The organism is Nocardioides plantarum (assembly GCF_006346395.1).
In the GTDB taxonomy this organism is placed as follows: Bacteria; Actinomycetota; Actinomycetes; order Propionibacteriales; family Nocardioidaceae; genus Nocardioides; species Nocardioides plantarum.
In genome coordinates this window covers 2,342,843-2,364,829 of the sequence record NZ_VDMS01000001.1, presented here as the reverse complement: position 1 = coordinate 2,364,829, position 21,987 = coordinate 2,342,843, and the positions used below count along the sequence as shown (strand labels likewise).

The window sequence follows — 21,987 nt, the reverse complement described above, 5'->3', positions numbered from 1 at the left end:
GGGTCGGGGGGTACGGCGGTGCTCATGTGGCCTCACCACGTCGGTAGCGGCGCAGGAGCACGCCGAGGAGCGCGATGAAGGCGGCCGCGACGAGGCCGAGCACGACGGCGCCGAAGATCGGGGCCCACGCCTTCTCCGGGTCACCGGAGGCCTGCCCGGCGTAGGTGACGAGCATCCGGCCGATGCCGTCGGGATAGACGATCGAGACCTCGGCCACGACGGTGCCCACGACGGCCCCGGCCGCGCCGAGGCGCAGGGCCGGCAGCAGGTAGGGCACCGACGCCGGCAGTCGGACCCGCACCAGCGTGGCCCACCATCCTGCGTCGTAGGTGCGCATCAGCTCGGTGTGGATGCGGTCGGAGGCCTGGAGGCCGCGCAACGCCCCGACGGCCACCGGGAAGAACGCGAGGTAGCTGGCGATCAGGGCCACCGACATCCACGGCGGCCACTGCCACCCGCCGATCTCGATGCGCGAGCCCCAGCTGCGCACCATCGGCGCGAAGGCGATCAGGGGAACGGTCTGGCTCAGCACGATCCAGGGCAGCAGGCCGAACTCGAGGACCCGCAGCCGCGCCATCAGCACGGCCAGCAGCAGACCGATCACCGTGCCGACCAGCCAGCCGGCGGCCGCGACCTTGAGGGAGACGACGACCGCGTCGGCCACCGCCTGCCACAGCGGCTCGGCGCCCCGCATCCCGGTGACCGGCTCGCCCAGGCGCTGCGCCATGTCCCACACGTGGGGCATGGCCAGGTCGGTCGTGCGCGGCAGCACCCGGTTGTCGCCGACCATCACGCCGTCCTCGGGGGCGAGCGCCTTGTAGGCCTCCCACAGCCCGGCGACCGCGACCAGGCCCAGCAGGCCGAGCAGCACGGAGCGGAGCACGGGCCAGGCGCCGGCGCCCCGTCGGGGGCGCGCGGTCACCAGCCCCGGGGCTGCGGTGGTCTGGGCGGTGGCGGACATCGACAAGGTCAGGCCTTCGCCGTCACCTGGTCGCGCAGCGCGGGCATGATCGACTCGCCGTAGAGGCGCATCGTCTCCTCCTTGTTGTCGTGCTGGAGGTAGACCGCGAACTGGTCGACGCCGATCGCCTTGAGCTCCTCGAGCTTGGCGACGTGCTGCTCGGGGGTGCCGAGGAGGCAGAAGCGGTCGACGATCTCGTCGGGCACGAAGTCGACGTGGTCGTTGCCGGCCTTGCCGTGGCTGTTGTAGTCGTAGCCCTCGCGGCCCTTGATGTAGTCGGTCAGCGCCTGCGGGACGTCGCCGGAGTCGCCGTACTTGGCGACGATGTCGGCCACGTGGTTGCCGACCATGCCGCCGAACCAGCGGCACTGGTCGCGCATGTGCTGCAGCGACTCGGGGCTGTCGTCGCCGACGTACGCCGGGGCGGCGACGCAGAACGTGATCGCGTCGGGGTCGCGGCCGGCGTCGGCGGCGGCCTTGCGGACCGCGCCGATCATCCACCTCGCGATGTCGACGTCGGCGAGCTGGAGGATGAAGCCGTCACCCACCTCGCCGGTGGTCTTGAGCGCCAGCGGGCCGTACGCCGCGATCCACACCTCGACCTGCGAGCTGCGGGCCCAGGGGAACTGCAGCGTGGTGCCGTTGATCTCGACCGGCCGGCAGTTGGCCAGCTCGCGGATCACGTGGGTCGCCTCACGGACGTCCTTGAGGGTCGTGGGCTTGCCGTTGAGCACCCGGACGGCGGAGTCGCCGCGCCCGATGCCGACGACGGTGCGGTTGCCGTACATCTCGTTGAGCGTGGCGAACACCGACGCCGTGACGGTCCAGTCGCGGGTCGCGGGGTTGGTCACCATCGGCCCGACGATGATCCGGTTGGTCGCGGCCAGGATCGCCGAGTAGATGACGTAGGGCTCCTGCCAGAGCAGGTGGGAGTCGAAGGTCCAGACGTAGTCGAACCCGTGCTCCTCGGCCTGCTTGGCCAGGCCGACGGTGCGCCAGGCGGGTGGGTTGGTCTGCAGCACGACGCCGAAGTCCATGGGGTTCTCCTTTGGTCTGGCGGGGTCTCGACAAGCTCGACCACCGATACTGGCGGGGTCTCGACGAGCTCGACCACCGTCGGGGATCGAGCTTGTCGAGATCAGACGAGGTACTGGGTCAGGCCGCGCTTGAGGTAGTTGCCGTGGCCGGCACGGCCGTGGAACTCACCGTCGGACACGAGCACGGTGCCACGGGAGACCACGACATCGACGTGCCCGTCGATCTCGTAGCCCTCCCACGCACTGTGGTCCATGTTCATGTGGTGGGTCCGACCCTCGCCGATGCCGATGGAGGTGTGGCCGGCGGGGTCGTAGACGACGACGTCGGCGTCGGCGCCCGGGGCGATGACGCCCTTCGTGCCGTAGAGGCCGAACATCCGCGCCGGGGTGGTCGAGGTGAGCTCGACCCAGCGCTCCAGGGTGATCTCGCCGGTGACGACGCCCTGGTACATCAGGTCCATCCGGTGCTCGATGGTGCCGATGCCGTTGGGGATCGCCCGGAAGTCGCCCCGACCGAGCTCCTTCTGGTCCTTCATGCAGAACGGGCAGTGGTCGGTCGACACCATCTGCAAGTCGTTGGTGCGCAGCCCCTGCCACATGGCGTCCTGGTGGCCGTCGGCGCGCGAGCGCAGCGGCGTCGAGCAGACCCACTTGGCGCCCTCGAAGTCGCCCCAGGTCGGGTCGCCGGTGGCGCCCAGCTGCTCCTCGAGCGAGAGGTAGAGGTACTGCGGGCAGGTCTCGCCGAACACGTTCTTGCCGCGGTCGCGCGCCGCGGCGATCTGGGCGACGGCCTGCTTGGCGCTCACGTGGACGACGTACAGCGGCGACTCGGTGAGGTCGGCCAGCATGATCGCGCGGTGGGTGGCCTCCTCCTCCATCTGCCAGGCACGGGCGACGCCGTGGAAGTAGGGCGTGGTCTTGCCCTGGTCGTAGAGCTGCTGGGCGAGCACGTCGATCGCGGGGCCGTTCTCGGCGTGCATCATCGTCAGCAGCCCGAGCTCGGCGGCCTTCTGCATGGCCTTGAGGATCTGGGCGTCGTCGGACATGAAGACGCCGGGGTAGGCCATGAACAGCTTGAAGCTGCTGATGCCCTCGTCGAGCAGGGTCTCCATCGACTTCAGGGAGTGCTCGTCGACCCCGCCGATGATCTGGTGGAAGCCGTAGTCGACGACGGCGTTGCCGGCCGCCTTCTCGTGCCACGTCGCGAGGCCGGTCTCGATGCGCTGGCCGGTGGTCTGGACGGCGAAGTCGATGACGCTGGTGGTGCCGCCCCAGGCCGCGGCCGTCGTGCCGGACTCGAAGGTGTCGCTGGCCTCGGTGCCGCCGAAGGGCAGCTCGAAGTGGGTGTGGGCGTCGATGCCGCCCGGGACGACGTACTTGCCGGTCGCGTCGATCACGGTGTCGACGCTGCCCGCGAGGTCGTGGCCGAGCAGGGTCGAGCCGGGGGCCAGGACGGCCACGATCTTCTCGCCGTCGACCAGGACGTCGGCCAGGCTGCGGCCCGTCGAGCTGACGACGGTGCCGCCGGTGATCAGCAGGGTGCTCATGCGGGGGTTCCTTCCTCCACGGTGGTCGAGGAGGTTGCGCTAGCAACCGTCTCGAGACCACGTCGGCTGCCGTCGGATGGTCTCGAGACGGCCGTGACCGGCCTCCTCGACCGACGTGTGGTCACGTCAGGCCTGCGCGATGTGGGTGTAGGAGTCGGGCCGGCGGTCGCGGTAGAACTGCCAGTCGTCGCGCATCTCCTGGACCAGGTCGAGGTCGAGCTCGCGGACGATGAGCTCCTCGTCGGTGCCCGAGCCCAGCGGGCCGATGTTGTTGCCGCGCGGGTCGATCACCTGGCTGGTGCCGTAGAAGTCGACCGCCAGGTCGCCGTACTCGTTGTCCTCGCGACCGACCCGGTTGGGCTGCAGCACGAAGTAGCCGTTGGCGACCGCGGCGCACGGGCCCTCGACCTCCCACAGCCGGTTGGACAGACCGGGCTTGGTGGCGTTGGGGTTGAACACCATGTGGGCACCGTTGAGACCCAGCTCGCGCCAGCCCTCGGGGAAGTGTCGGTCGTAGCAGATGTAGACGCCGATCTTGCCGACCGCGGTGTCGAAGACCGGGTAGCCGAGGTTTCCGGGGCGGAAGTAGAACTTCTCCCAGAACCGGTCGAGGTGGGGGATGTGGTGCTTGCGGTAGGAGCCCAGGATCGTGCCGTCGGCATCGACCACCACGGCGGTGTTGTAGTAGACGCCGGTCTGCTCCTCCTCGTAGATCGGAAGGATGTGGACCATGTTGAGCTCCTTGGCCAGGGCCGCGAAGCGCTGCACGATCGGGCCGTCGGCGGCCTCGGCGAAGCGGTAGTACTTCTGGTCCTGGGTGATCCCGAAGTAGGGCCCGTAGAACAGCTCCTGGTAGCAGATCACCTGTGCGCCCTGCGCCGCTGCGTCGCGGGAGAACTGCTCGTGCTTGTCGAGCATGGACTCCTTGTCGCCGGTCCACGTGGTCTGGCTGATGGCGGCCTTCACGATCGTCAACGCGTTCTCCCTGGGGTCGTCCGAACTGTTATCGTGGGAGTTGAACATTTCGCGCATGTGACGCTCGTGTCAAGGATTTCCCGTGAATCTGGCCACGCTCGAGGACCGCACCCCCCGGGGCATCGCGGCGGCACTCGGGCGCGCCGTCCGCTCCGGCGAGCTGGCCCCCGGCGAGCGGTTGCCCACCGTGCGCGACGTCGCCGCCGAGCTGGGCGTCTCCCCGGCCACGGTCAGCGCCGCGTGGCAGGCCCTGCGCCGTACCGGCCTCGTCGTGTCCCGGGGACGCGCCGGCACCTACGTCAGCGAGGCGCCCGCGCGGCGGCTGAGCCCGCGGGTCGCCGGGCTGCGCGGACCCTCCGACGACGGCGTCCGGCTCGACCTGTCACGGGGCACTCCCGACCCCGCTCTGCTGCCCGAGCTCGGCCCCGCGCTGCGCCGGGTCTCGGAGCGGGCCACGACGCCCGGCTACCACGAGGAGCCGGTGGTGCCCGAGCTGCGCCGTGCGCTCGCCGCGACGTGGCCGTCGCCGACCGACCAGATCACCGTCGTCGACGGGGCCACCGACGGCGTCGCCCGGGTGCTCGAGCTCGTCGTCTCCTACGGCGACCGGGTCGTCCTGGAGACCCCCGGCTTCCCGCCGTTCTACGACCTCGTCGAGGCGCTGGGGGCCGAGGCGGTGCCCGTCGAGCTCGACGGCTCCGGCGTCCGGCCCGAGTCGCTGCGCCGCGCGCTGGCCACCCGGCCGGCGGCCGTCGTGCTCCAGCCGCGCGCACACAACCCGACCGGGGTCTCCACCACCCCGGCCCGCGCCGAGTCGCTCGCGCGGCTGCTGCGTCGTACGACGCCCACCCCGTGGGTCGTCGAGGACGACCACTCCGGCGCGATCAGCACCGCCCCCGACGTCTCGCTCGGTGCCTGGCTGCCCGGGAGGGTGGTGCACGTGCGGTCCTACTCCAAGACCCACGGCCCCGACCTGAGGGTCGCCGCCCTCGGCGGGCCGACCGACTTGGTCGACGCCCTGGTCGCGCGCCGGATGCTCGGCCCGGCCTGGACGTCCCGGATGCTCCAGACGATCCTGCTCGACCTGCTCACCACGTCGCGCTCGATGGACGAGGTCGGCGAGGCCCGCCGCCAGTACTACGGCCGGCAGCAGGCCCTCGTCGCCGCGCTGGCGGCGCACGGCCTCGTCGTACCGACCCCCGACGGCATCAACCTGTGGCTGCCCGTCCGCGACGAGCAGGCGGCCGTCCTCCACCTCGCCGCCGCCGGCATCCGCGTGGCCGCCGGGTCGCCGTTCCTGGCCGCGGGCGAGACCGGGTCGTTCGTGCGCGTGACGTCGGGGCTGGTGCCGCCCGAGGACGCCGACGAGGTCGCCGCGGCGCTGGTTGCCGCGGCGAGCGTGGGCCTGGGCTAACCCACGGACTCGAGCGTGCTCTCGAACCGGAGGGGGACGACGTCGAGGTCGCGTCCGCGGTCGTTGCGGTCCTGCGACGTGACCTCGCCGAGGTCCTCGTCGTCGACGAGCGACTGCACGAGCTCGACCACCTCCGGGGTGTCGCTGTCGCCGTGCACCTCGATGAGCACGTCGCCGCGGAAGTCGTCGTTCGCGTGGCCGATGACGGTCGGGGCTGCCCCGCCGGGGGTGCGTCGGACCACCTCGCGCAGCGGGCCGTTCGCCGAGCACGAGACTCGGGTGTAGCCGTCGTCGGAGCCGCATTGATACGGTCCCTCGGTCGAGGTCCTGACGGAGACGGAGACCGAGGCGACCTCCGGGTCCGTGGTCTCGACGACCGCGTGCGTGCCGCCCTTCCCCGTCACGGCGACCGAGGTGATCGTCCGGTCACCGAGGTGGTCGATGATGGCCACCGCCAGGCCGCGCGGGGTCGTCTCCGGCGTGAACTCGAGGACGTCCTGGGACGACGGGACCACGCCGTCCTCGTCCGGCGTCAGGACGACGTACGCCGCCGCGACCACCGTGAGGATCGCCAGCGCGGCCAGCACGGACCGGAGGATGCGGGACACGCGGCGATCGTAGGCGAGCGGGGGTTTCAGCCCCGTCCGTCCCGGCAACCTGTCTAGACATGGACCAGATCAACCTCGACCACGCGGCCTTCACCAAGGCGATCGCGGACGTGCGTGAGGCGGCCGGTCAGCTGCGCCAGGACCGGGCCCGCATCGACGACCGCGTCAGCGGCTTCCTGGGTGACGGGTGGACCGGCATCGCTGCCGACTCGTTCGTCGACGCGTGGGGCGACTGGAAGGCCGGCTCGACCGACGTCCTGGAGGGCCTGGTCGCGATGGCGGACCTCATGCAGGCCACCCACCAGGACCTGACCGACCGGGACGACGACTCGGCCCAGAACATGAACCAGGTCTCGAGCAAGATCATCGCGAGGCTCGGCTGATGAGCGACAGCTTCACCATCGACCCCGACGAGCTCGACGCCGTGATCGCCGACATCGCCCGCACCGAGACGGCCCTCGAGACGCTCAGCAACGACCTGCGGCAGCAGATCCAGGCTCTGCACGCCGAGTGGGAGGGGCTCGCGGCGCAGGCCCACGCCGAGGCACAGCAGGAGTGGGACCAGGGCATGGCGGCGATGCGCGGCGCACTGGCCGACATCCGCGCGGCGGCAGAGACTGCGGGCAGCAACTACCGCGGGGCCGCCGAGGCGAACCGGTCGATGTGGGCGGGGCTGGCTTGAACATCGCACTCGACGTCAGCGGCGGTGGCTACGACTCGGCCGCCGAGGCCTTCGTCGGCGGCAACCAGGCGATCGCGCGCGGCTACACGTCGCTGGTCGGCAAGCTGTCCGGCTACTCGGCGATGGCCGGCGACGACACGTCGTCGGAGGACTTCGTCGCCAACTACGACTCCGCCGCCGCCGACACGGTCGGCGCCATCGCCGAGCTGGCCACGGCCTACGGCAACCTGGCACTGCTCACCGCCACCAGCGGCAAGAACCACGGCGACGCCAACCGCGGATCCGTCTACGGCGGCGCAGCCGCAGGGGGAGGCGACGCAGCCGAACCCCAGCCCGACGTCGTGTCCGCCTACACCCCGCCCAGCTCGTTGGGTGGCGACAACCAGGACATGCCGGAGTTCTGGAACCTCGTGGTCGACCACCTCCAGGGCTGGGCCTGGCCCAGCGCCGACACCGGCAAGCTGCGTGAGGCGGCCGGCACCTGGCGGGCCGTGGCCGACGACATCGACCGGGCGCCCTCGTTCGCCTCGGTCGCCGACTCCCACCTCTCGGGGCAGAAGTCGCCCGAGATCCCCTTCGCCCGTACGGCGATCGGCGAGCTCAAGACCCAGACCACCGACCTGGCCGCCCACTGCCGCGAGCTCGCCGGCGCGTGCGACGACTACGCCGAGCAGGTCGACACGACCCGCGACACGATCAAGGGCCTGATCAAGGACCTGGCGATCGAGGTCGGGGCGACGGCTGTCGTCAGCGGTCTGCTCAGCGTCGTCACCTTTGGCGGCGCGGCCGCGGTCGGGGCCGGCGTCGCGCTGCAACGGGCGATCTCATGTGCCCGCAACATCATCAAGGCGCTGATGGCGCTCAAGGCGGTCCGCGCCATCGGGACGATGGTGCGGACCCTGCCCAAGATCCGCAGCGTCCGCTCGGCCCTGAAGAAGTTCCAGAACATCCGCAAGGTCCGTCGGGCCGCGAAGGGCATCGACAAACAGCTCTGGTCGCCGGGCAAGTGGACACGGCCGAAGAACGCGCTCAAGCACTTCAACAAGCACAAGGGGGAGTTCCCCGGTGTGCGCAACGCCAAGGAGTACGTCGAGGCAGCCAAGAAGTTCATGACCGACCCGCCGCCCGGCACCTACACGCGCGTCCGCGAGTCGGACGGCGCGATCATGCGTTACAACCCCGACAGCAACACGCTCGGGATCATGACGAAGGACGGCGTGATGCAGACGATGTTCAAGCCGCAGGTCGGCAAGCACCCGTTCCCCACCAACTGGGACTATTTCCTCCATGGCTGAGCCGATCACCACCTGCCGCGTCTGTGGTTACGACTGGGGCGAGCCCCCGTGGGGCGTGGGCAACGACGCCGCCACCTTCTGGATCTGCCCGTGCTGCGAGGTGGAGGCCGGCTACGAGGACAACAGCCCGGCGTCGACGCGCGCCTACCGTGCCGAGTGGCTCGCCAAGGGCGCCCCGTGGTCGGACCCCGACGAGGCGCACGACGGGCTGTCGACCGAGGAGCGTCTGACCCACGTGCCCCCGGGGTTCGAGTGACGTCGGTCGAGCCTGGTGACGACGACTCGGTCCTGGCGTTCACCCGGGGTGACGCCGAGGCGGCCGGCCACCTGCGCGCCGCGCTGCGCGCGATCGCCGACGAGCAGGCCGGCACCCCGCTCGGACGACTCGTCGAGTCGACCCTGGCCGGCCGCACCGAGATGCGCGCGCTGGCGGACTACCCCGACTTCGTCGCCCTGACCGACCGGGGCGCCCGCGCCTACGAGGAGGCGTGGCAGTCCCTCGACCCCGAGGAGCGCGCCCGGCTGACCGAAGAGGCCGAGCGCGAGCTCGACGATCCCGACCGAGCGGACCACCGCGAGCCGTGAACGACGCCGGCCCGGACCCCCTTGAGAGGGTCCGGGCCGGCGTACGTCGGTGCCGTCGTGCGGTGCGGTCAGGTCAGGCGGGGAACGAGCCGCCCGAGGAGGCCAGGTCGCGCAGCCACGGGGTGGGCTCGAAGCGGGTCCCGTAGAGCTTGGCGAGCTCGTCGGCGCGCAGCACGAACGCCTGCAGGCCGATCTCGCCGGTCACCGGGTGCTCGTAGCCGGTCATGAACTGGGCCGCGCCGCCGGTCATGGGCGGGAAGCCGATGCCCATGATCGAGCCGATGTTGGCCGCGGCGGCCGAGGTGATGACGCCCTCCTCGAAGCACTTGGCCGTCTCGAGGGCCTCGGCGAACAGCATCCGGTCCTTCATGTCCTCGATCGGGATCTGCTTCTCGGCCGGCGGGAACTCGCCGGCGAGGCCGGTCCAGATCGAGCCGCGGTTGCCGTCGACGTAGTCGAAGAAGCCGGCGCCCTTGAGCCGCGAGGGGCGGCCCAGGTCGATCATCCGGCGTACGACGGCGACACCCGGGTGCTCGACGTACGGCGTCCCGTCGCGCTCCGCGGCATCGCGCGAGGCCTTCTCGATCTTGGCCATCAGCTCCATGTTGAGCTCGTCGGTCAGCTGCAGCACGCCGACCGGGTAGCCGGCCTGGGTGGTGGCCCGCTCGACGGAGTAGGGGTGGACGCCCTCGGCCAGCATGGCCAGGCCCTCCATCACCTGGGTGCCGATGACGCGCGAGGTGTAGAAGCCGCGGCTGTCGTTGACGACGATCGGCGTCTTCTTGATCTGCTGCACGACGTCGTAGGCCTTGGCGAGCGCCTCGTCGGAGGTCTCCGCGCCCTTGATGATCTCGACCAGCGGCATCTTGTCGACGGGGCTGAAGAAGTGCAGCCCGATGAAGTCCTTCGGCCGGGCCACGCCCTCGGCGAGCTCGGTGATCGGCAGGGTGCTCGTGTTGGAGCACAGCAGCGCGTCGGGGTCGACGTGCTTGACCGCCTCGGCGAAGACCTGGTGCTTGAGCGTGGGGTCCTCGAAGACGGCCTCGATGACCAGGTCGCAGCCGGCCAGGTCGGCGTAGTCGTCGGTGGCCGTGATCCGGGCGAGCAGCTCGTCGGCCTTCTCCTGGGCTAGCTTGCCGCGGCTGACCGCCTTGGCGTTGAGCTTCTCGGTGTAGGCCTTGCCCTTCTCGGCGTTCTCGAGGGCGACGTCCTTGAGGACGACCTCGATGCCGGCGCGGGCACACGAGTAGGCGATGCCGGCACCCATCATGCCGGCGCCGAGGACGCCGACCTTGGTGGCCTTCCACGGCGCGATGCCCTGCGGGCGCAGCGCGCCGGAGTTGATCGCCTGCAGGTCGAAGAAGAACGCCTGGATCATGTTCTTCGAGCCCTGGTTGACGATCAGGTTGGTCAGGTAGCGGCTCTCGATGCGCGAGGCGGTGTCGAAGTCGCGACCGGCGCCCTCGACCGCGGCGCTGAGGATCGCCCGGGCGGCGGGGTAGACGGCACCCTTCGTCTGCTTGCGCAGCAGCGCGGGGAACGCCGGCAGGAAGCCCGCGATCGCGGGGCTCTTGACCGAGCCGCCGGGCATCTTGTAACCCGGCGCGTCCCAGGGGTTCTGGGTCGCCTCGGGGTTGGCCTTGATCCACGCCTTGGCAGCGGGGACCAGCTCCTCGCGGGTCGCGACGACCTCGTCGATGAGCCCGGCCTTGAGCGCCGCCGCGGGCTTGAACTGCGTGCCCTGCAGCAGCACCGTCATCAGTCCGTCCTGCAGGCCGAACTTGCGGACCACGCGGGTCACGCCGCCACCGCCGGGCAGCAGCCCGAGGCTGACCTCGGGCAGGCCGACCACGGCCTTGGGGTCGTCGACCACGATGCGGTGGTTGGTGGCCAGGGTGATCTCGTAGCCACCGCCCAGGGCCGCGCCGTTGATCGCCGCGACGACCGGCTTGGGCAGCTTCTCGAGGCGGCGCAGGGCCGCCTTGACGCTCTCGGCCAGCGCGTAGATCTCGGCGGCGTCGGCCTTGGTCGCCTCGATCATGTTCTTGAGGTCGCCGCCGGCGAAGAAGGTCTTCTTGGCCGAGGCGACCACGACGCCGGTGACGGCGTTCTCGTCGGCCGCCAGCTCGTCGTACAGCGCGTCGACGGCCTTGGTCATCGAGTCGATGTAGAGCTGGTTCATCGTGTTGGCCGACTGGTTCGGGTCGTCCAGGGTCAGGGTGACGATGCCGTCGGCGTCCTTGTCGTAACGCACGGCGGTCTGGGTGTCGGTGGTGGTGTCAGTCATGCGTGGTTCCTGTCAGTTCGTACGGCGTCATGGGGTGCTCTGGGCGCATCGGCTGCGGGGGTCTCGACACCGGTTCGCGACTTCGCAGGCTCAGCCGCGACGCCGGATGCTCGACCACCATCAGCTGGCGTGACCTCGTCCCTCGGTCACACCAGCTCGACGATGGTGGCGATGCCCATGCCGCCGCCGACGCACAGCGTGGCGAGGCCGCGCTTCTGGTCGCGGCGGGCGAGCTCGTCGATGAGGGTGCCGAGGATCATCGCGCCGGTGGCGCCGAGCGGGTGGCCCATGGCGATGGCGCCCCCGTTGACGTTGGTGATCTCGTGGCTGATGTCGAGGTCGCGCATGAACCGCATCGCGACGGCGGCGAACGCCTCGTTGATCTCGAACAGGTCGATGTCGCCGACCTCGAGGCCGGCCTTGGCCAGCGCCTTGCGGGCGGCCGGCGCCGGACCGGTGAGCATGATCGTCGGGTCGGCGCCACTGACGGCCATCGAGATGATGCGCGCGCGGGGCGTCAGGCCGAGGTCGATGCCGACCTGCTCGGTGCCGATCGCCATCAGGGCGGCGCCGTCGACGATGCCGGAGGAGTTGCCGGCGTGGTGGACGTGGTCGATCTTCTCGATCCAGTGGTACTTCTCGAGCGCCACGTCGTCGAAGCCGGCGTCGGCGCCGATGCCGGCGAAGCTCGGCTTGAGCCCGGCGAGGCCCTCGGGGCTGGTGTCGGGACGGATCGTCTCGTCGTGGTCGAGGATCGTCAGGCCGCTGAGGTCACGGACCGGGACGACGGCGTCGGAGAAGTAGCCGTTGGCCCACGCCTTGGCGGCACGGTGGTGCGACTCGGCGGCGTAGGTGTCGACGTCGTCGCGGCTCCAGCCCTCGATCGTCGCGATCAGGTCGGCGCCGATGCCCTGCGGCACGAAGCCGGTGCGCAGCGCGGTGGCGGGGTCCTGGGCCCAGGCGCCGCCGTCGGAGCCCATGGCGACGTTGGACATCGACTCCACGCCGCCGGCGAGGATGAGGTCCTCCATGCCGCCGCGGATGCGGGCTGCGGCCTGGTTGACGGCCTCGAGGCCCGAGGCGCAGAACCGGTTGAGCTGCACGCCCGCGACGGTGTCGGGGTAGCCGGCCGCCAGCGCCGCGGTCTTGGCGATGTCGCCGCCCTGCTCGCCGACGGGCGAGACGACACCGAGGACGACGTCGTCGACGCGGGCCGGGTCGAGGCCGGGGTTGCGGGTCTTGACCTCGTCGAGGAGGCCCACGATGAGATCGATCGGCTTCACCTCGTGGAGGGAGCCGGCGGCCTTGCCCTTGCCGCGCGGGGTGCGCAGGTGGTCGTACACGAATGCTTCTGCCATGACCGTCCTCAGGTTGCTCTAGCGATGTGTTCCGCGAAGGGGTGCTTGCTCCCCACGATTGTGACACCAATACTGTCACTGTCGTCAAGGAAACCCGAGTCCGTACGCCGAGTGAGAGGGGTCACGTCATGTCGGCACCGTCGCCCCGTGCGTCATCCAGCCCGTCGCCCGACCTGCTGACGCTCGAGCAGCTGTGCGACCGCGTCGGGCTCTCGGTGCGCAACGTGCGCTTCTACACCTCGCGCAACCTCGTGCCGCCGCCGATCCGCCGGGGCCGCTCGGGCTACTACTCCGACGAGCACGTCGCCCGCCTCGAGCTGGTGCAGGAGCTCCAGGCCCACGGCTTCACGCTCGCAGCGATCGAGCGCTACGTCTCCGCGCTGCCCGAGGACGCCGAGCCCGAGGACATCGCCCTGGCCCGCACGATGCTCGCCCCGTGGCAGTCCGACCTGCCGGTCGACATGGAGCGCGACGAGCTCGAGCGCCGCGCCGGCCGTGCCCTGTCCGAGGAGGACGTCGCCACCCTGGTCGCCCTCGGCATCGTCCGGGTGCGCGCCGACCGGTTCCTCGTGGCCCGCACCCAGCTCGGCATCGGCGTGCACCTGCTCGACCTCGGGTTCCCGCGGGAGGTCGCCGAGGCGGCCCGTGCGGTCTACCTCGACCACGGTCGGCAGATGGCCGAGGAGCTGCACCGGGTCATCGCCGAGCAGCTCGCCCCGCGCTACGGCGCGGACGAGTCCCAGCGGTTCCAGGAGGTCATGGAGAGCCTCAAGCCGCTCTCGGTCGGCGGCCTGGTGACGGCGTACGAGAACGCGGTGGCCAAGGCCGCCCGCGAGGCGACCCGCCGCTGACCCGTCGCCCATGGGCGACGGGTCAGCGTCAGATTCGCGGTCACCCGTCGCCCATGGGGGACGGGTCAGCGAAAAAGCCAGCACGCCGGCCCGTCGTGGCGAGACGTCGGGCCGGCGTGGTTCGTGGCGGCTGCGGAGCAGCCGGGGTCGAGCGGTGGGGTCAGCGGCGACCGGAGAAGCTGGACGCCGAGTGGCTGCCGCCGGAGCTGGCCGAGGCTGCGCCGGCACCGGTACGACGACGACCGCCGCCACCGCCGTTGCCGCCCTGCTTGGGGGCGCCGGAGCCACTGCGCGGGCCGGACTGCTTGGCCTGGCCGCCCTGCTTGGGGGCGCCGCCGCCGGAGCGGCGTCCGCCGCCCGAGCGGGCACCGCCGCCGTTGCCGCCACCGGTGCGGTTGCGGCCGTTGCCGCGACCGCCGCCGGCCGAGGAGGACTGGACGTCCTGACCCGACGCGGTCAGCTCGAGGCCACCGGGCACCAGCACCCGCTCGCCGGGGGCGAGCTGGACGAGCACCGGGTGCGACGCGCCGGACATCTTGGTGAGCGTGGGCTTGATGCCGGCCGCGCGGGTGAGCTGACGGACGTCGCGCACCTGCTCGTCGGTCATCAGGGTGACCACGGTGCCGGCGGCACCGGCGCGGGCGGTACGGCCCGAGCGGTGCAGGTAGGCCTTGTGCTCGGTCGGCGGGTCGGCGTGGACGACCAGCGCGACGTCGTCGACGTGGATGCCACGGGCGGCGATGTCGGTCGCGACGAGCGTGGTGGCCTGGCCGGAGTGGAACGCCTCCATGTTGCGGGTGCGGGCGTTCTGGCTCAGGTTGCCGTGCAGGTCGACGGTCGGGACGCCGCTCTTGTTGAGCTGGCGGGCCAGGGCCTTGGCCCCGTGCTTGGTGCGGGTGAACACCACGGTGCGACCGGGGGCGGAGGTCAGGTCGACCAGCACCTGCACGCGGTGCTCGCGGGCCAGGTGGAGGACGTGGTGGTCCATCGTCGAGACCGGCGACTGCGCCGAGTCGGCCTCGTGCACGGTCGGGTTGGTCAGGAACTTCTTGACCAGCACGTCGATCGCGTTGTCGAGGGTGGCCGAGAACAGCAGCCGCTGGCCCGAGCGCGGGGTGGCCTCGAGCAGGCGGCGTACGGCGGGCAGGAAGCCCAGGTCGGCCATGTGGTCGGCCTCGTCGAGGATCGTGATCTCGATGCTGGCCATCGAGGCGTGACCCTGCTGGATGAGGTCCTCGAGCCGGCCGGGGCAGGCCAGGACGATGTCGACGCCGCGCCGCAGGCCGTTGACCTGGGGGTTCTGGCCGACGCCGCCGAAGACGGTCTGGGTGGTGAGCCCGGTCGCCTGGGCGAGCGGGATCAGGGCCTCGTGGATCTGACCCACGAGCTCACGTGTCGGGGCCAGGATCAGGGCGCGGGGCTTGCCGGCGGCCGGGCGCTTGCCCGACTGCACCAGCCGGGTGACCAGCGGGAGCAGGAAGGCGTAGGTCTTGCCGGAGCCGGTACGGCCGCGGCCGAGCACGTCGCGCCCGGCGAGCGAGTCGGGCAGCGTGGCGGCCTGGATCGGGGTCGGGGTGGTGATGCCGCGTGCGGTCAGGATCGAGACGAGCTCGTCCGGCACGAGGAGGTCGGAGAACGAAGGAACAGAAGTCACAGGAGATCACTCACGTTGGTGTGTCTCACCAAGCTGTCCCGCCGGCGGCGGGAGGAGTAGCGGTGCCTCACGAGGAGGGGCGCCGACAGAAGTCTGCGCGGGAGCCCGAGGCAAGACTGTGCGGGCTGCTATCGCCAGACTCTATCCGCTTGCGGGGTGAACCCCGGCATCGTGACGCTTCCCTACGCTGTGGGGATGGCCACTGTCCTGCTGACCGGCGCGACCGGGTTCGTCGGTCGACGTCTCGCGCCCGTGCTGGTCGAGCGAGGGCATGACGTACGCGCGATGACCCGCCGTCCCGACGACTACGAGGGTCCCGGCGAGGGTGTCTACGGCGATGTCGGCGACACCGACTCGCTCGACCGGGCGCTCGCGGGCGTCGACCTGGCCGTCTACCTGGTGCACTCCCTCGACGACGACGACTTCGAGCGCAAGGACGCCGACGCCGCGGAGGCGTTCGGTCGGGCTGCCGCCGCGGCCGGCGTGCAGCAGATCGTCTACCTCGGCGGCCTCGGCGCCGAGGGAGACGATCTCTCTCCCCATCTGCGCTCGCGCCGTGAGGTCGAGGGCAAGCTGGGCCTGGGCGGCGTACCCGTCACGGTGCTGCGCGCGGCCATCGTCGTCGGCGCCGGCGGCATCTCGTGGGAGATCACCCGCCAGCTGGTCAAGAACCTGCCGGCCATGGTCGTGCCCAAGTGGGTCAACACGCGCACCCAGCCGATCGCGGTGGACGACGTGATCCGTTACCTCGTCGGCGTGATCGGCAACGAGGCGACCTACGGCCGGGTGCTGGAGATCGGTGGGCCCGAGCAGCTGACCTACCTGGAGATGATGCAGCAGGCCGCGCAGGTCATGCTCGGGCGCAAGGTCCCGATCATCACCGTGCCCCTGCTGACGCCGTCGCTGTCGTCGCACTGGATCGCGTTCGTGACCGACGTCGACACCACGACGGCCAAGAACCTGATCGACTCGATGGCCACCGAGGTCGTCGTCACCGACGACGCGATCCTTGCGCTCGTGCCGGGCGACCGGACGGCCTACCAGGACGCCGTACGGCAGGCGATCGAGGAGTCGAAGCAGCCGGCCTGAGACCGGCTGCGCGGCCCGGCTGCGGCGATCAGACGCCGAAGATGGCCGGCAGCGCGAGCAGCATGGTCAACGACCAGGTGCAGTGCGTGAGGATCGGGGCCAGGATGCCGCCGGAGGCGCGACGCTGCAGCCCGGTGATCACGCCGAGCAGGATCGCGGCGAACGCCAGCATCACGTTGCCGGTCGCAGCCGTGGCGATGGTGTAGGCCACGGTGGTCCAGGCCACGGGGTACTTGGAGATAGCGGCGTAGGCCGCGCCGCGGAAGAAGAGCTCCTCGGCCACTCCGTTGACGGCCGTCACGACCACCAGGACCGGCAGGTAGCCCTCGCTGGCGAAGCCCAGCACGTTGCGGATCTGGTCGGCGAGCGGACCGATCTCGCGCACGACCAGCGCGCCGAGCACGAAGACGCCGGCGAGCGCTGCCCCGATGAGCAACGGCTGGACGATCGGGCGGACCTCCATGTCCTTCACCGTGATCCGGCCCAGGTAGATCGGCCCGCTGGCGAACGCCCCGACGGTCCACACCCCGGCCAGCACCAGCGACATCACGACGAACGCCGTGCTGCCCTGCTCGAGCCGCAGGAGGGTCCCGAGGACGATCGCCCCCAGCACGACGAACGCGCCCGTGACGATGCGGCGGCGCCGCAGCGCCCGCTCGCTCATCCGGTGATCACGGGGGACGACGTCCCACAGCGACCGCTGAACCCACTGCCTCACCACAGCACTCACCCCTCGTCGTACACGCTAGGACACGGGTGGAGATGTCGGTGTGACGAGGGGTGAGGAGGCGGCGGCGACGGTTACTTCGTCAGGCCGTCCTTGATGTCCTTGGCGGCGTCCTTGACCTTCTCGACGCCGTCCTTGAGCGAGGCGGAGGCCTGGTCGCCCTTGCCCTCGGCCTCGAGGCTCTCGTCGCCGGTGGCCCTGCCCGTGGCCTCCTTGCCCTGACCCTTGAGGTCTTCGGCCTTGTTGCTGATCTTGTCTCCGAGTCCCACGGGAGTGCTCCTTCGCAGTAGGTGCCGGCGTCGTACGGCGCCGTCGTCCTCCACAGAACCACGCGGCTGGTGGGCGAGACTCACCCCGTGGGAGATGGCTGAGGGGGAACGGCGACCGGCCTGGTCGACAAAGTACGTAGGAAGTCACGTACACTTGTACGTCATTCCTCCCGTACGAACGGAGTCGGCCGTGGACACCACCCCCATCTCGCCCCAGCCGGGGTCGACGATCGATCCAGCGAGCGCGGTTCGGCGCCGCGACGTGCTGCGGAGGGCACGCGAGGAGTTCACCGCCGGGAACAACCTCAGCCTCACCGACCCCCGACGGATGGGGAAGACGGTGCTGCTGGATCTTCTCGTCGACGACCCGGGTGCAGGCCTGTTGGCGATCAAGATCGACTACGAGGGCGTCCGGAGCAGCACCGAGTTCGTGCTTCGCACCCTCGAAGGACTCCGAGCGCATCGCGGGCTCGCGTCCCGGACCAGGGATCGATGGCGGACCTTCTTCGACAACGTCGACCTGGATCTCGGACTCGGGCCGGTGAAGCTCGGGGTCGCCGCCACCGGCCGGTCGGCGACGGCGTTGTTGTCGGACGTCATCCTCGCGGTCGAGGAGCACCTCCCGCCCGAGGCGCTACTGGTCGTCGCCATGGACGAGGTCCCCATCGCGATCGCCAACATCAAGGACAACGAGGGCCCAGCCGCTGCGCATCAGCTGCTGCAGTGCCTGCGAGAACTGCGCCGACGACGGTCGCGCCTGCGGTGGATCCTCTGCGGATCGATCGGCTTCCATCACGTGCTGCGGGCGTGCGGGGCCACCGAGGGCGTCATCAACGACCTGGTCAACCTGCCCCTGGGCCCCATGACCCAGCCCGAAGCGGTCGAGCTGGCCCATCGGCTGCTGCTGGGCATCGGCCACACGCCGACCGACCCAGCAGTCTCCGAGATGGTCCGGGTCACCGAACGCATCCCGTTCCTGCTCCACGCCCTCGCCCATCGACTCCGCGAGTCCGGCCTCGCGACCGACGCCACCCGTGTGGTGTCGGTGTTCGACGAGTTCGTGGGCGACCGCGAGGACAGCCGAGCCCTGACCCACCTGGTCACCCGGCTCGACCCCCTCTACGAGGGTCGAGTGCGCGAGGCCGAGCTGCTCCTGGACCGGGTGGCCACCGCAGGGTCGGTTCCCACCGCTGACGTGCTCACCCAGGGGTCCGACCAGATCCGCTTGATCCTCGACGACCTCGTCGACGACCACTACCTCGTCGAGGGTGCCGACGCGATCAGGTGGCGGTACGACGTGCTGCGTCGCGTGTGGCACCGCCGCCGGAGGCTGTCGTCATGAGCGCTGCTCCGAGGTCGCACTTCACCCCGTCCCTGATGGCACCCGAGCTGTTGGAGCGGCTCTTCGTCGCGCGCGACGACCTGCTCACCGACATCGTCGACCGTGTACGACGCGCTGCGACCTCGCAGGAACGCAACCACACGCTCCTCGTCGGCCCGCGGGGCGCTGGGAAGACCCACCTGGTCTCACTGGTCCATCATCGCGTCCGCGGCCTGATCGACGAGGGTGCCCGACTGCACGTGGCGTGGCTTCCCGAGGATCCCTGGACCATCGCGTCGCACCGGCACCTGCTCGGCGCGATCCTGGAGCGTCTCGACGTGCCTCCCGCACCGACCGCCGACGAGCGGGAGCACCAGATCCGGGTGGCGGCTCAGGCCGGAGGCCCGGTGGTGGTGCTGCTGGAGAACCTCGACCAGGTGATGCACCAGATCGGCGAGGACGGTCAGCAACGGCTCCGACACCTGCTCCAGGCCGATCGGTCCCTGCTGCTGGTCGCCACGACGACTCGTCTGGACCGATCGCTGTCGGAGCAGGCGAGCCCGTTCTACGCGTTCTTCACGACCTCGCGGCTCGCGCCGCTCGACACCGACGAGGCCGCGGCGATGCTGACCCGCATCGCGATCGAGAACGGCCAGGACGACCTCGTCGACTACCTGGCCTCCGACCAGGGTCGGGCCCGACTTCGTGCCATCGCCCACCTCGCCGGCGGGCAGCCGCGGATGTGGTCACTGCTCTCGACCTCGCTGTCCGTGGACGGCCTCTCCGAGCTGGTGGAGCACCTGATCGCCAGGGTCGACGACCTCACGCCGTACTACCAGGAGCAGCTGGCTCGACTCTCGCCTCAGCAACGACTGGTCGTTGCCGAGCTGGCCGAGGCCGACCGCCCTCTCCACGTGCGCGAGCTCGCGGAGCGGATCGAGGCGGACCAGCGAAGCGTGGGGCGCACGATGGTCGACCTGCTCGACCGCGGCTGGGTGTCTCAGGTCTCGAGCTCCTCGACCACGACGTTGACACCGGCCGCAACAGATCGGCGCCGGACGCACTACGAACTGGCCGAGCCGATGGCTCGACTCGCCTTCCAGGTCAAGGACGGCCGCCAGCAACCGCTCCGCCTCGTCGTCGACTTTCTCAAGCACTGGTTCGACCGGCTGCAGCTGCAGGTGCCGTCAGCTCAACTGACGACGGCCGAGTACCTGTCAGCGGCATTGGCCGCGCAGGACGAACCCGTGGTCAGGGTGTCGCGTTTCCTCACGGACTACGCCAGCTCACGTGTGAATGGCGCGTCACTCACCCTTCTCATGCACCTGTCGGACGTCCTCGAGGGCCGTGAACCCGACGGCCTGCTCAGTCTGCCCACGCCCGTCAGAAGGGCCGTCGAGCACGCCCTGGCAGGTCGGTCGGTCGTCCGCATACAAGCGGAGGTGCTGGTCGAGGCCACGTTCGCGTTCATCACGGATGGTGCCGCAGATGTCGACGCCTGGGTCGAACGCGCAGAACGGATCTTCCGTTCCACGCCGGAGAGTCAGCGCTTCATGCTGAGCGGAGCGATGGCGTCGTGGCTCGAGCTGGCTGGAAGACCAGCCGCAGCCGACGCTGCTTGGGCGATTGCCTCCGCTGCCGTGGCGACGTACCCGCATGACGTACTCCACTCGGCGCTCGACCTCGCGTTGACGTTTCTCGTGACGCGCGACGCTGGCGAGGCAGCCGACCTGCAGCAGTGGGCCAGTGACCAAGTGGCCCACAGATTGGCAGACCACGAGCTGGCGGCCGAGATCGCCAGCATTGCGGAGCGCTGGCGTTCGGACGGCTAGTCGAACTGGAGCACCCCGTCGTCGATCTTGCCGGTGCGGATGGAGCGGACGTCGACGTAGTAGTTCTGCTTCAGCGCCCACGGGGCCCGGTCGCCCTGGCGCGGCAGGCCGTCGAGGGCACGCTGGACGTAGCCCGAGGCGAGGTCCATGAAGGGGCGTTCGCCGACGCTCTCGTCCTTGACCGGGACCACGGCCCGGACGCCGGTGTCGTCCATGTGGCGCAGGAGCCGGACGACGTAGTCACCGACGAGGTCGGCCTTGAGGGTCCAGGAGGCGTTGGTGTAGCCGATGGTGAAGACGAAGTTGGGGATGCCGCTGACCATCAGGCCCTTGTAGGTCATGGTCTCGTGGGCCACGAACGGCTCTCCGTCGACGGTCACCGCGATGCCGCCGAACAGCTTGAGCCTGAGCCCGGTCGCACTGACGATGATGTCGGCCTCGAGCTCCTTGCCGGAGGAGAGCCGGATGCCCGTGTCGGTGAACGTGTCGATGGTGTCGGTCACGACGTCGGCCTTGCCCGAGCGCAGCGCGCGGAACAGGTCGCTGTTGGGGACGACGCACAGGCGCTGGTCCCAGACGTTGTAGGGCGGCTGGAAGTGCTCGTCGTAGGAGAGGTGCTCGGGGAGCTGGCGCTCGGTGACGCGGCGGACGAGCTTCCTGGAGACGTCGGGCAGCCGCTGGGCGAGCTGGTAGTTGGCGACCAGCTTGGCGATGTTGGCGCTGCGGACGATCGGGGAGCTCAGCCTGGTCGGGAGGCGGCGCAACGCCACGGCGAGCGGGTCCTTCGCGGGCTGCGGGAGGATGTAGGTCGGCGTGCGCTGCAGCATGGTCACCTTGGCGGCGGTCGGCGCCATCGACGGCACCAGCGTCACCGCGGTCGCGCCGGAGCCGATGACCACCACCTTCTTGTCCGAGTAGTCGAGGTCCTCGGGCCAGAACTGCGGGTGGACGACCTGGCCGCCGGCGGCCTCGAAGTCCTCGCGCCCCGGGAAGACGGGCGCGTGGCCCCCCTCGTAGTCGTAGTAGCCGGTGGCCCCCCAGAGGAACCCGGCGGTCATGGTGAGCTCGGTCCCGTCGTGGTCGATCGTGACCGTCCAGCGGGCCGTCTCGCTGTCCCAGCTCGCGGCGGTGACCTTGGAGCGGTAGCGGATGAGCTTGTCGACGCCGTACTCCTCGGCGACGGTGCGCACGTAGTCGAGGATCAGCGCGCCGTCGGCCAGCGCGGTGTCGCTGGGCCAGGGCCGCCACTTGTAGCCGAACGTGAACATGTCGGAGTCGGAGCGGATGCCGGGGTAGCGGAACAGGTCCCACGTACCGCCGCTCGCCTCGCGCGCCTCGAGGAGCGCAACGGTGCGGCCGGGGTGGCCGGTCCTCAGCTGGCAGGCGGCGCCGATGCCGCTCAGGCCGGCGCCCACGATGAGGACGTCGACGTGCTCGGGAGTGCTCATGGTCCCCGACCCTAGGGGCTTATTGACACATATTCAACAGCCGGGCG

At 70.5% G+C, this 21,987-nt stretch carries 21 protein-coding genes; 10 read left to right on the top strand and 11 right to left on the bottom strand.

What is annotated here, in order from left to right; genetic code table 11:
* Positions 1–22: 22 nt before the first annotated feature.
* The 4 genes from FJQ56_RS11100 to FJQ56_RS11085 form a co-directional block, all read right to left on the bottom strand.
* Positions 23–961 carry an ABC transporter permease gene (locus FJQ56_RS11100; protein WP_140009455.1) on the bottom strand — a complete coding sequence of 313 codons (939 nt, stop codon included), beginning with the start codon at positions 959–961 and terminating at the stop codon, positions 23–25.
* An 8-nt stretch (positions 962–969) separates the two neighbouring features.
* A complete protein-coding gene (locus FJQ56_RS11095) occupies positions 970–1,998 on the bottom strand; it encodes a TIGR03842 family LLM class F420-dependent oxidoreductase (RefSeq protein ID WP_140009454.1) in 1,029 nt (342 codons plus the stop codon).
* Between the two features lie 101 nt (positions 1,999–2,099).
* Positions 2,100–3,545: a dihydropyrimidinase gene (hydA, locus tag FJQ56_RS11090; protein ID WP_140009453.1), complete on the bottom strand. Its 1,446-nt coding sequence runs from the start codon at positions 3,543–3,545 to the stop codon at positions 2,100–2,102.
* Positions 3,546–3,671: 126 nt separating this feature from the next.
* Entirely contained in the window at positions 3,672–4,511 is an 840-nt protein-coding gene (locus FJQ56_RS11085) for a nitrilase-related carbon-nitrogen hydrolase (protein WP_246084127.1), read from the bottom strand.
* Between the two features lie 91 nt (positions 4,512–4,602).
* On the opposite strand from FJQ56_RS11085, the gene FJQ56_RS11080 reads away from it, so the two are divergent.
* Positions 4,603–5,934: an aminotransferase-like domain-containing protein gene (locus tag FJQ56_RS11080; protein ID WP_140009451.1), complete on the top strand. Its 1,332-nt coding sequence runs from the start codon at positions 4,603–4,605 to the stop codon at positions 5,932–5,934.
* Here the strand turns inward: FJQ56_RS11080 and FJQ56_RS11075 are convergent.
* Positions 5,931–6,542, bottom strand: a complete 612-nt coding sequence (locus tag FJQ56_RS11075; RefSeq protein ID WP_140009450.1) for a hypothetical protein — start codon at positions 6,540–6,542, stop codon at positions 5,931–5,933. The two genes, FJQ56_RS11080 and FJQ56_RS11075, sit on opposite strands and share 4 nt — an antisense overlap.
* Before the next feature lie 59 nt (positions 6,543–6,601).
* Between FJQ56_RS11075 and FJQ56_RS11070 the strand changes: the two genes are divergently transcribed.
* The 5 genes from FJQ56_RS11070 to FJQ56_RS11050 are packed head-to-tail and all read left to right on the top strand — an operon-like array spanning position 6,602 to position 9,104.
* Positions 6,602–6,925: a WXG100 family type VII secretion target gene (locus FJQ56_RS11070; RefSeq protein ID WP_140009449.1), complete on the top strand. Its 324-nt coding sequence runs from the start codon at positions 6,602–6,604 to the stop codon at positions 6,923–6,925.
* Positions 6,925–7,224: a WXG100 family type VII secretion target gene (locus tag FJQ56_RS11065; protein ID WP_140009448.1), complete on the top strand. Its 300-nt coding sequence runs from the start codon at positions 6,925–6,927 to the stop codon at positions 7,222–7,224. Before FJQ56_RS11070 ends, FJQ56_RS11065 begins: the two co-directional genes overlap by 1 nt.
* On the top strand, positions 7,221–8,519 hold the full coding sequence (locus FJQ56_RS11060) for a WXG100-like domain-containing protein (RefSeq protein WP_140009447.1): 1,299 nt from the start codon (positions 7,221–7,223) through the stop codon (positions 8,517–8,519). The genes FJQ56_RS11065 and FJQ56_RS11060 overlap by 4 nt, the downstream gene beginning before the upstream one ends.
* The gene (locus tag FJQ56_RS11055; protein ID WP_140009446.1) at positions 8,512–8,775 is read left to right on the top strand and encodes a hypothetical protein; all 264 of its coding nucleotides are present in this window, start codon (positions 8,512–8,514) and stop codon (positions 8,773–8,775) included. The genes FJQ56_RS11060 and FJQ56_RS11055 overlap by 8 nt, the downstream gene beginning before the upstream one ends.
* Entirely contained in the window at positions 8,772–9,104 is a 333-nt protein-coding gene (locus FJQ56_RS11050) for a PIN domain-containing protein (protein ID WP_140009445.1), read from the top strand. The genes FJQ56_RS11055 and FJQ56_RS11050 overlap by 4 nt, the downstream gene beginning before the upstream one ends.
* A 73-nt stretch (positions 9,105–9,177) precedes the next feature.
* Here the strand turns inward: FJQ56_RS11050 and FJQ56_RS11045 are convergent, their stop codons facing one another.
* Entirely contained in the window at positions 9,178–11,391 is a 2,214-nt protein-coding gene (locus FJQ56_RS11045; RefSeq protein WP_140009444.1) for a 3-hydroxyacyl-CoA dehydrogenase NAD-binding domain-containing protein, read from the bottom strand.
* Positions 11,392–11,537: 146 nt separating this feature from the next.
* Positions 11,538–12,749 (bottom strand): acetyl-CoA C-acetyltransferase, encoded by a 1,212-nt coding sequence (locus tag FJQ56_RS11040; protein WP_140009443.1) that lies wholly within the window; start codon positions 12,747–12,749, stop codon positions 11,538–11,540.
* A 128-nt stretch (positions 12,750–12,877) separates the two neighbouring features.
* Here FJQ56_RS11040 and FJQ56_RS11035 point away from each other — a divergent pair, with 128 nt between their 5' ends.
* Positions 12,878–13,600, top strand: a complete 723-nt coding sequence (locus FJQ56_RS11035) for a MerR family transcriptional regulator (protein ID WP_140009442.1) — start codon at positions 12,878–12,880, stop codon at positions 13,598–13,600.
* A 160-nt stretch (positions 13,601–13,760) separates the two neighbouring features.
* Here FJQ56_RS11035 and FJQ56_RS11030 read toward each other — a convergent pair whose 3' ends face one another.
* Entirely contained in the window at positions 13,761–15,254 is a 1,494-nt protein-coding gene (locus FJQ56_RS11030) for a DEAD/DEAH box helicase (RefSeq protein ID WP_140009441.1), read from the bottom strand.
* A 195-nt stretch (positions 15,255–15,449) separates the two neighbouring features.
* Between FJQ56_RS11030 and FJQ56_RS11025 the strand changes: the two genes are divergently transcribed.
* On the top strand, positions 15,450–16,343 hold the full coding sequence (locus tag FJQ56_RS11025; protein WP_140009440.1) for an NAD(P)H-binding protein: 894 nt from the start codon (positions 15,450–15,452) through the stop codon (positions 16,341–16,343).
* A gap of 28 nt (positions 16,344–16,371) precedes the next feature.
* On the opposite strand, the gene FJQ56_RS11020 is transcribed toward FJQ56_RS11025, so the two are convergent.
* The gene (locus FJQ56_RS11020; protein WP_140009439.1) at positions 16,372–17,007 is read right to left on the bottom strand and encodes a CPBP family intramembrane glutamic endopeptidase; all 636 of its coding nucleotides are present in this window, start codon (positions 17,005–17,007) and stop codon (positions 16,372–16,374) included.
* 137 nt (positions 17,008–17,144) lie between these two features.
* Positions 17,145–17,339 (bottom strand): CsbD family protein, encoded by a 195-nt coding sequence (locus tag FJQ56_RS11015; protein WP_140009438.1) that lies wholly within the window; start codon positions 17,337–17,339, stop codon positions 17,145–17,147.
* Between the two features lie 190 nt (positions 17,340–17,529).
* Between FJQ56_RS11015 and FJQ56_RS11010 the strand changes: the two genes are divergently transcribed.
* Together FJQ56_RS11010 and FJQ56_RS11005 are read left to right on the top strand one after the other, a co-directional pair.
* Positions 17,530–18,681 carry a hypothetical protein gene (locus FJQ56_RS11010; protein WP_140009437.1) on the top strand — a complete coding sequence of 384 codons (1,152 nt, stop codon included), beginning with the start codon at positions 17,530–17,532 and terminating at the stop codon, positions 18,679–18,681.
* Complete coding sequence (locus FJQ56_RS11005; protein WP_140009436.1) at positions 18,678–20,492, top strand: AAA family ATPase; 1,815 nt, start codon at positions 18,678–18,680, stop codon at positions 20,490–20,492. The genes FJQ56_RS11010 and FJQ56_RS11005 overlap by 4 nt, the downstream gene beginning before the upstream one ends.
* Here the strand turns inward: FJQ56_RS11005 and FJQ56_RS11000 are convergent.
* A complete protein-coding gene (locus tag FJQ56_RS11000; protein ID WP_140009435.1) occupies positions 20,489–21,940 on the bottom strand; it encodes a flavin-containing monooxygenase in 1,452 nt (483 codons plus the stop codon). The two genes, FJQ56_RS11005 and FJQ56_RS11000, sit on opposite strands and share 4 nt — an antisense overlap.
* Positions 21,941–21,987: the final 47 nt, after the last annotated feature.

Coding starts and splice junctions, on each gene's coding strand:
- FJQ56_RS11005 (WP_140009436.1), top strand. CDS start 18,678: ATGAGCGCTGCTCCGAGGTCGCACTTCACCCCGTCCCTGATGGCACCC.
- FJQ56_RS11095 (WP_140009454.1), bottom strand. CDS start 1,998: ATGGACTTCGGCGTCGTGCTGCAGACCAACCCACCCGCCTGGCGCACC.
- hydA (WP_140009453.1), bottom strand. CDS start 3,545: ATGAGCACCCTGCTGATCACCGGCGGCACCGTCGTCAGCTCGACGGGC.
- FJQ56_RS11040 (WP_140009443.1), bottom strand. CDS start 12,749: ATGGCAGAAGCATTCGTGTACGACCACCTGCGCACCCCGCGCGGCAAG.
- FJQ56_RS11055 (WP_140009446.1), top strand. CDS start 8,512: ATGGCTGAGCCGATCACCACCTGCCGCGTCTGTGGTTACGACTGGGGC.
- FJQ56_RS11020 (WP_140009439.1), bottom strand. CDS start 17,007: ATGAGCGAGCGGGCGCTGCGGCGCCGCCGCATCGTCACGGGCGCGTTC.
- FJQ56_RS11070 (WP_140009449.1), top strand. CDS start 6,602: ATGGACCAGATCAACCTCGACCACGCGGCCTTCACCAAGGCGATCGCG.
- FJQ56_RS11025 (WP_140009440.1), top strand. CDS start 15,450: ATGGCCACTGTCCTGCTGACCGGCGCGACCGGGTTCGTCGGTCGACGT.
- FJQ56_RS11000 (WP_140009435.1), bottom strand. CDS start 21,940: ATGAGCACTCCCGAGCACGTCGACGTCCTCATCGTGGGCGCCGGCCTG.
- FJQ56_RS11100 (WP_140009455.1), bottom strand. CDS start 961: ATGTCCGCCACCGCCCAGACCACCGCAGCCCCGGGGCTGGTGACCGCG.
- FJQ56_RS11065 (WP_140009448.1), top strand. CDS start 6,925: ATGAGCGACAGCTTCACCATCGACCCCGACGAGCTCGACGCCGTGATC.
- FJQ56_RS11045 (WP_140009444.1), bottom strand. CDS start 11,391: ATGACTGACACCACCACCGACACCCAGACCGCCGTGCGTTACGACAAG.
- FJQ56_RS11035 (WP_140009442.1), top strand. CDS start 12,878: ATGTCGGCACCGTCGCCCCGTGCGTCATCCAGCCCGTCGCCCGACCTG.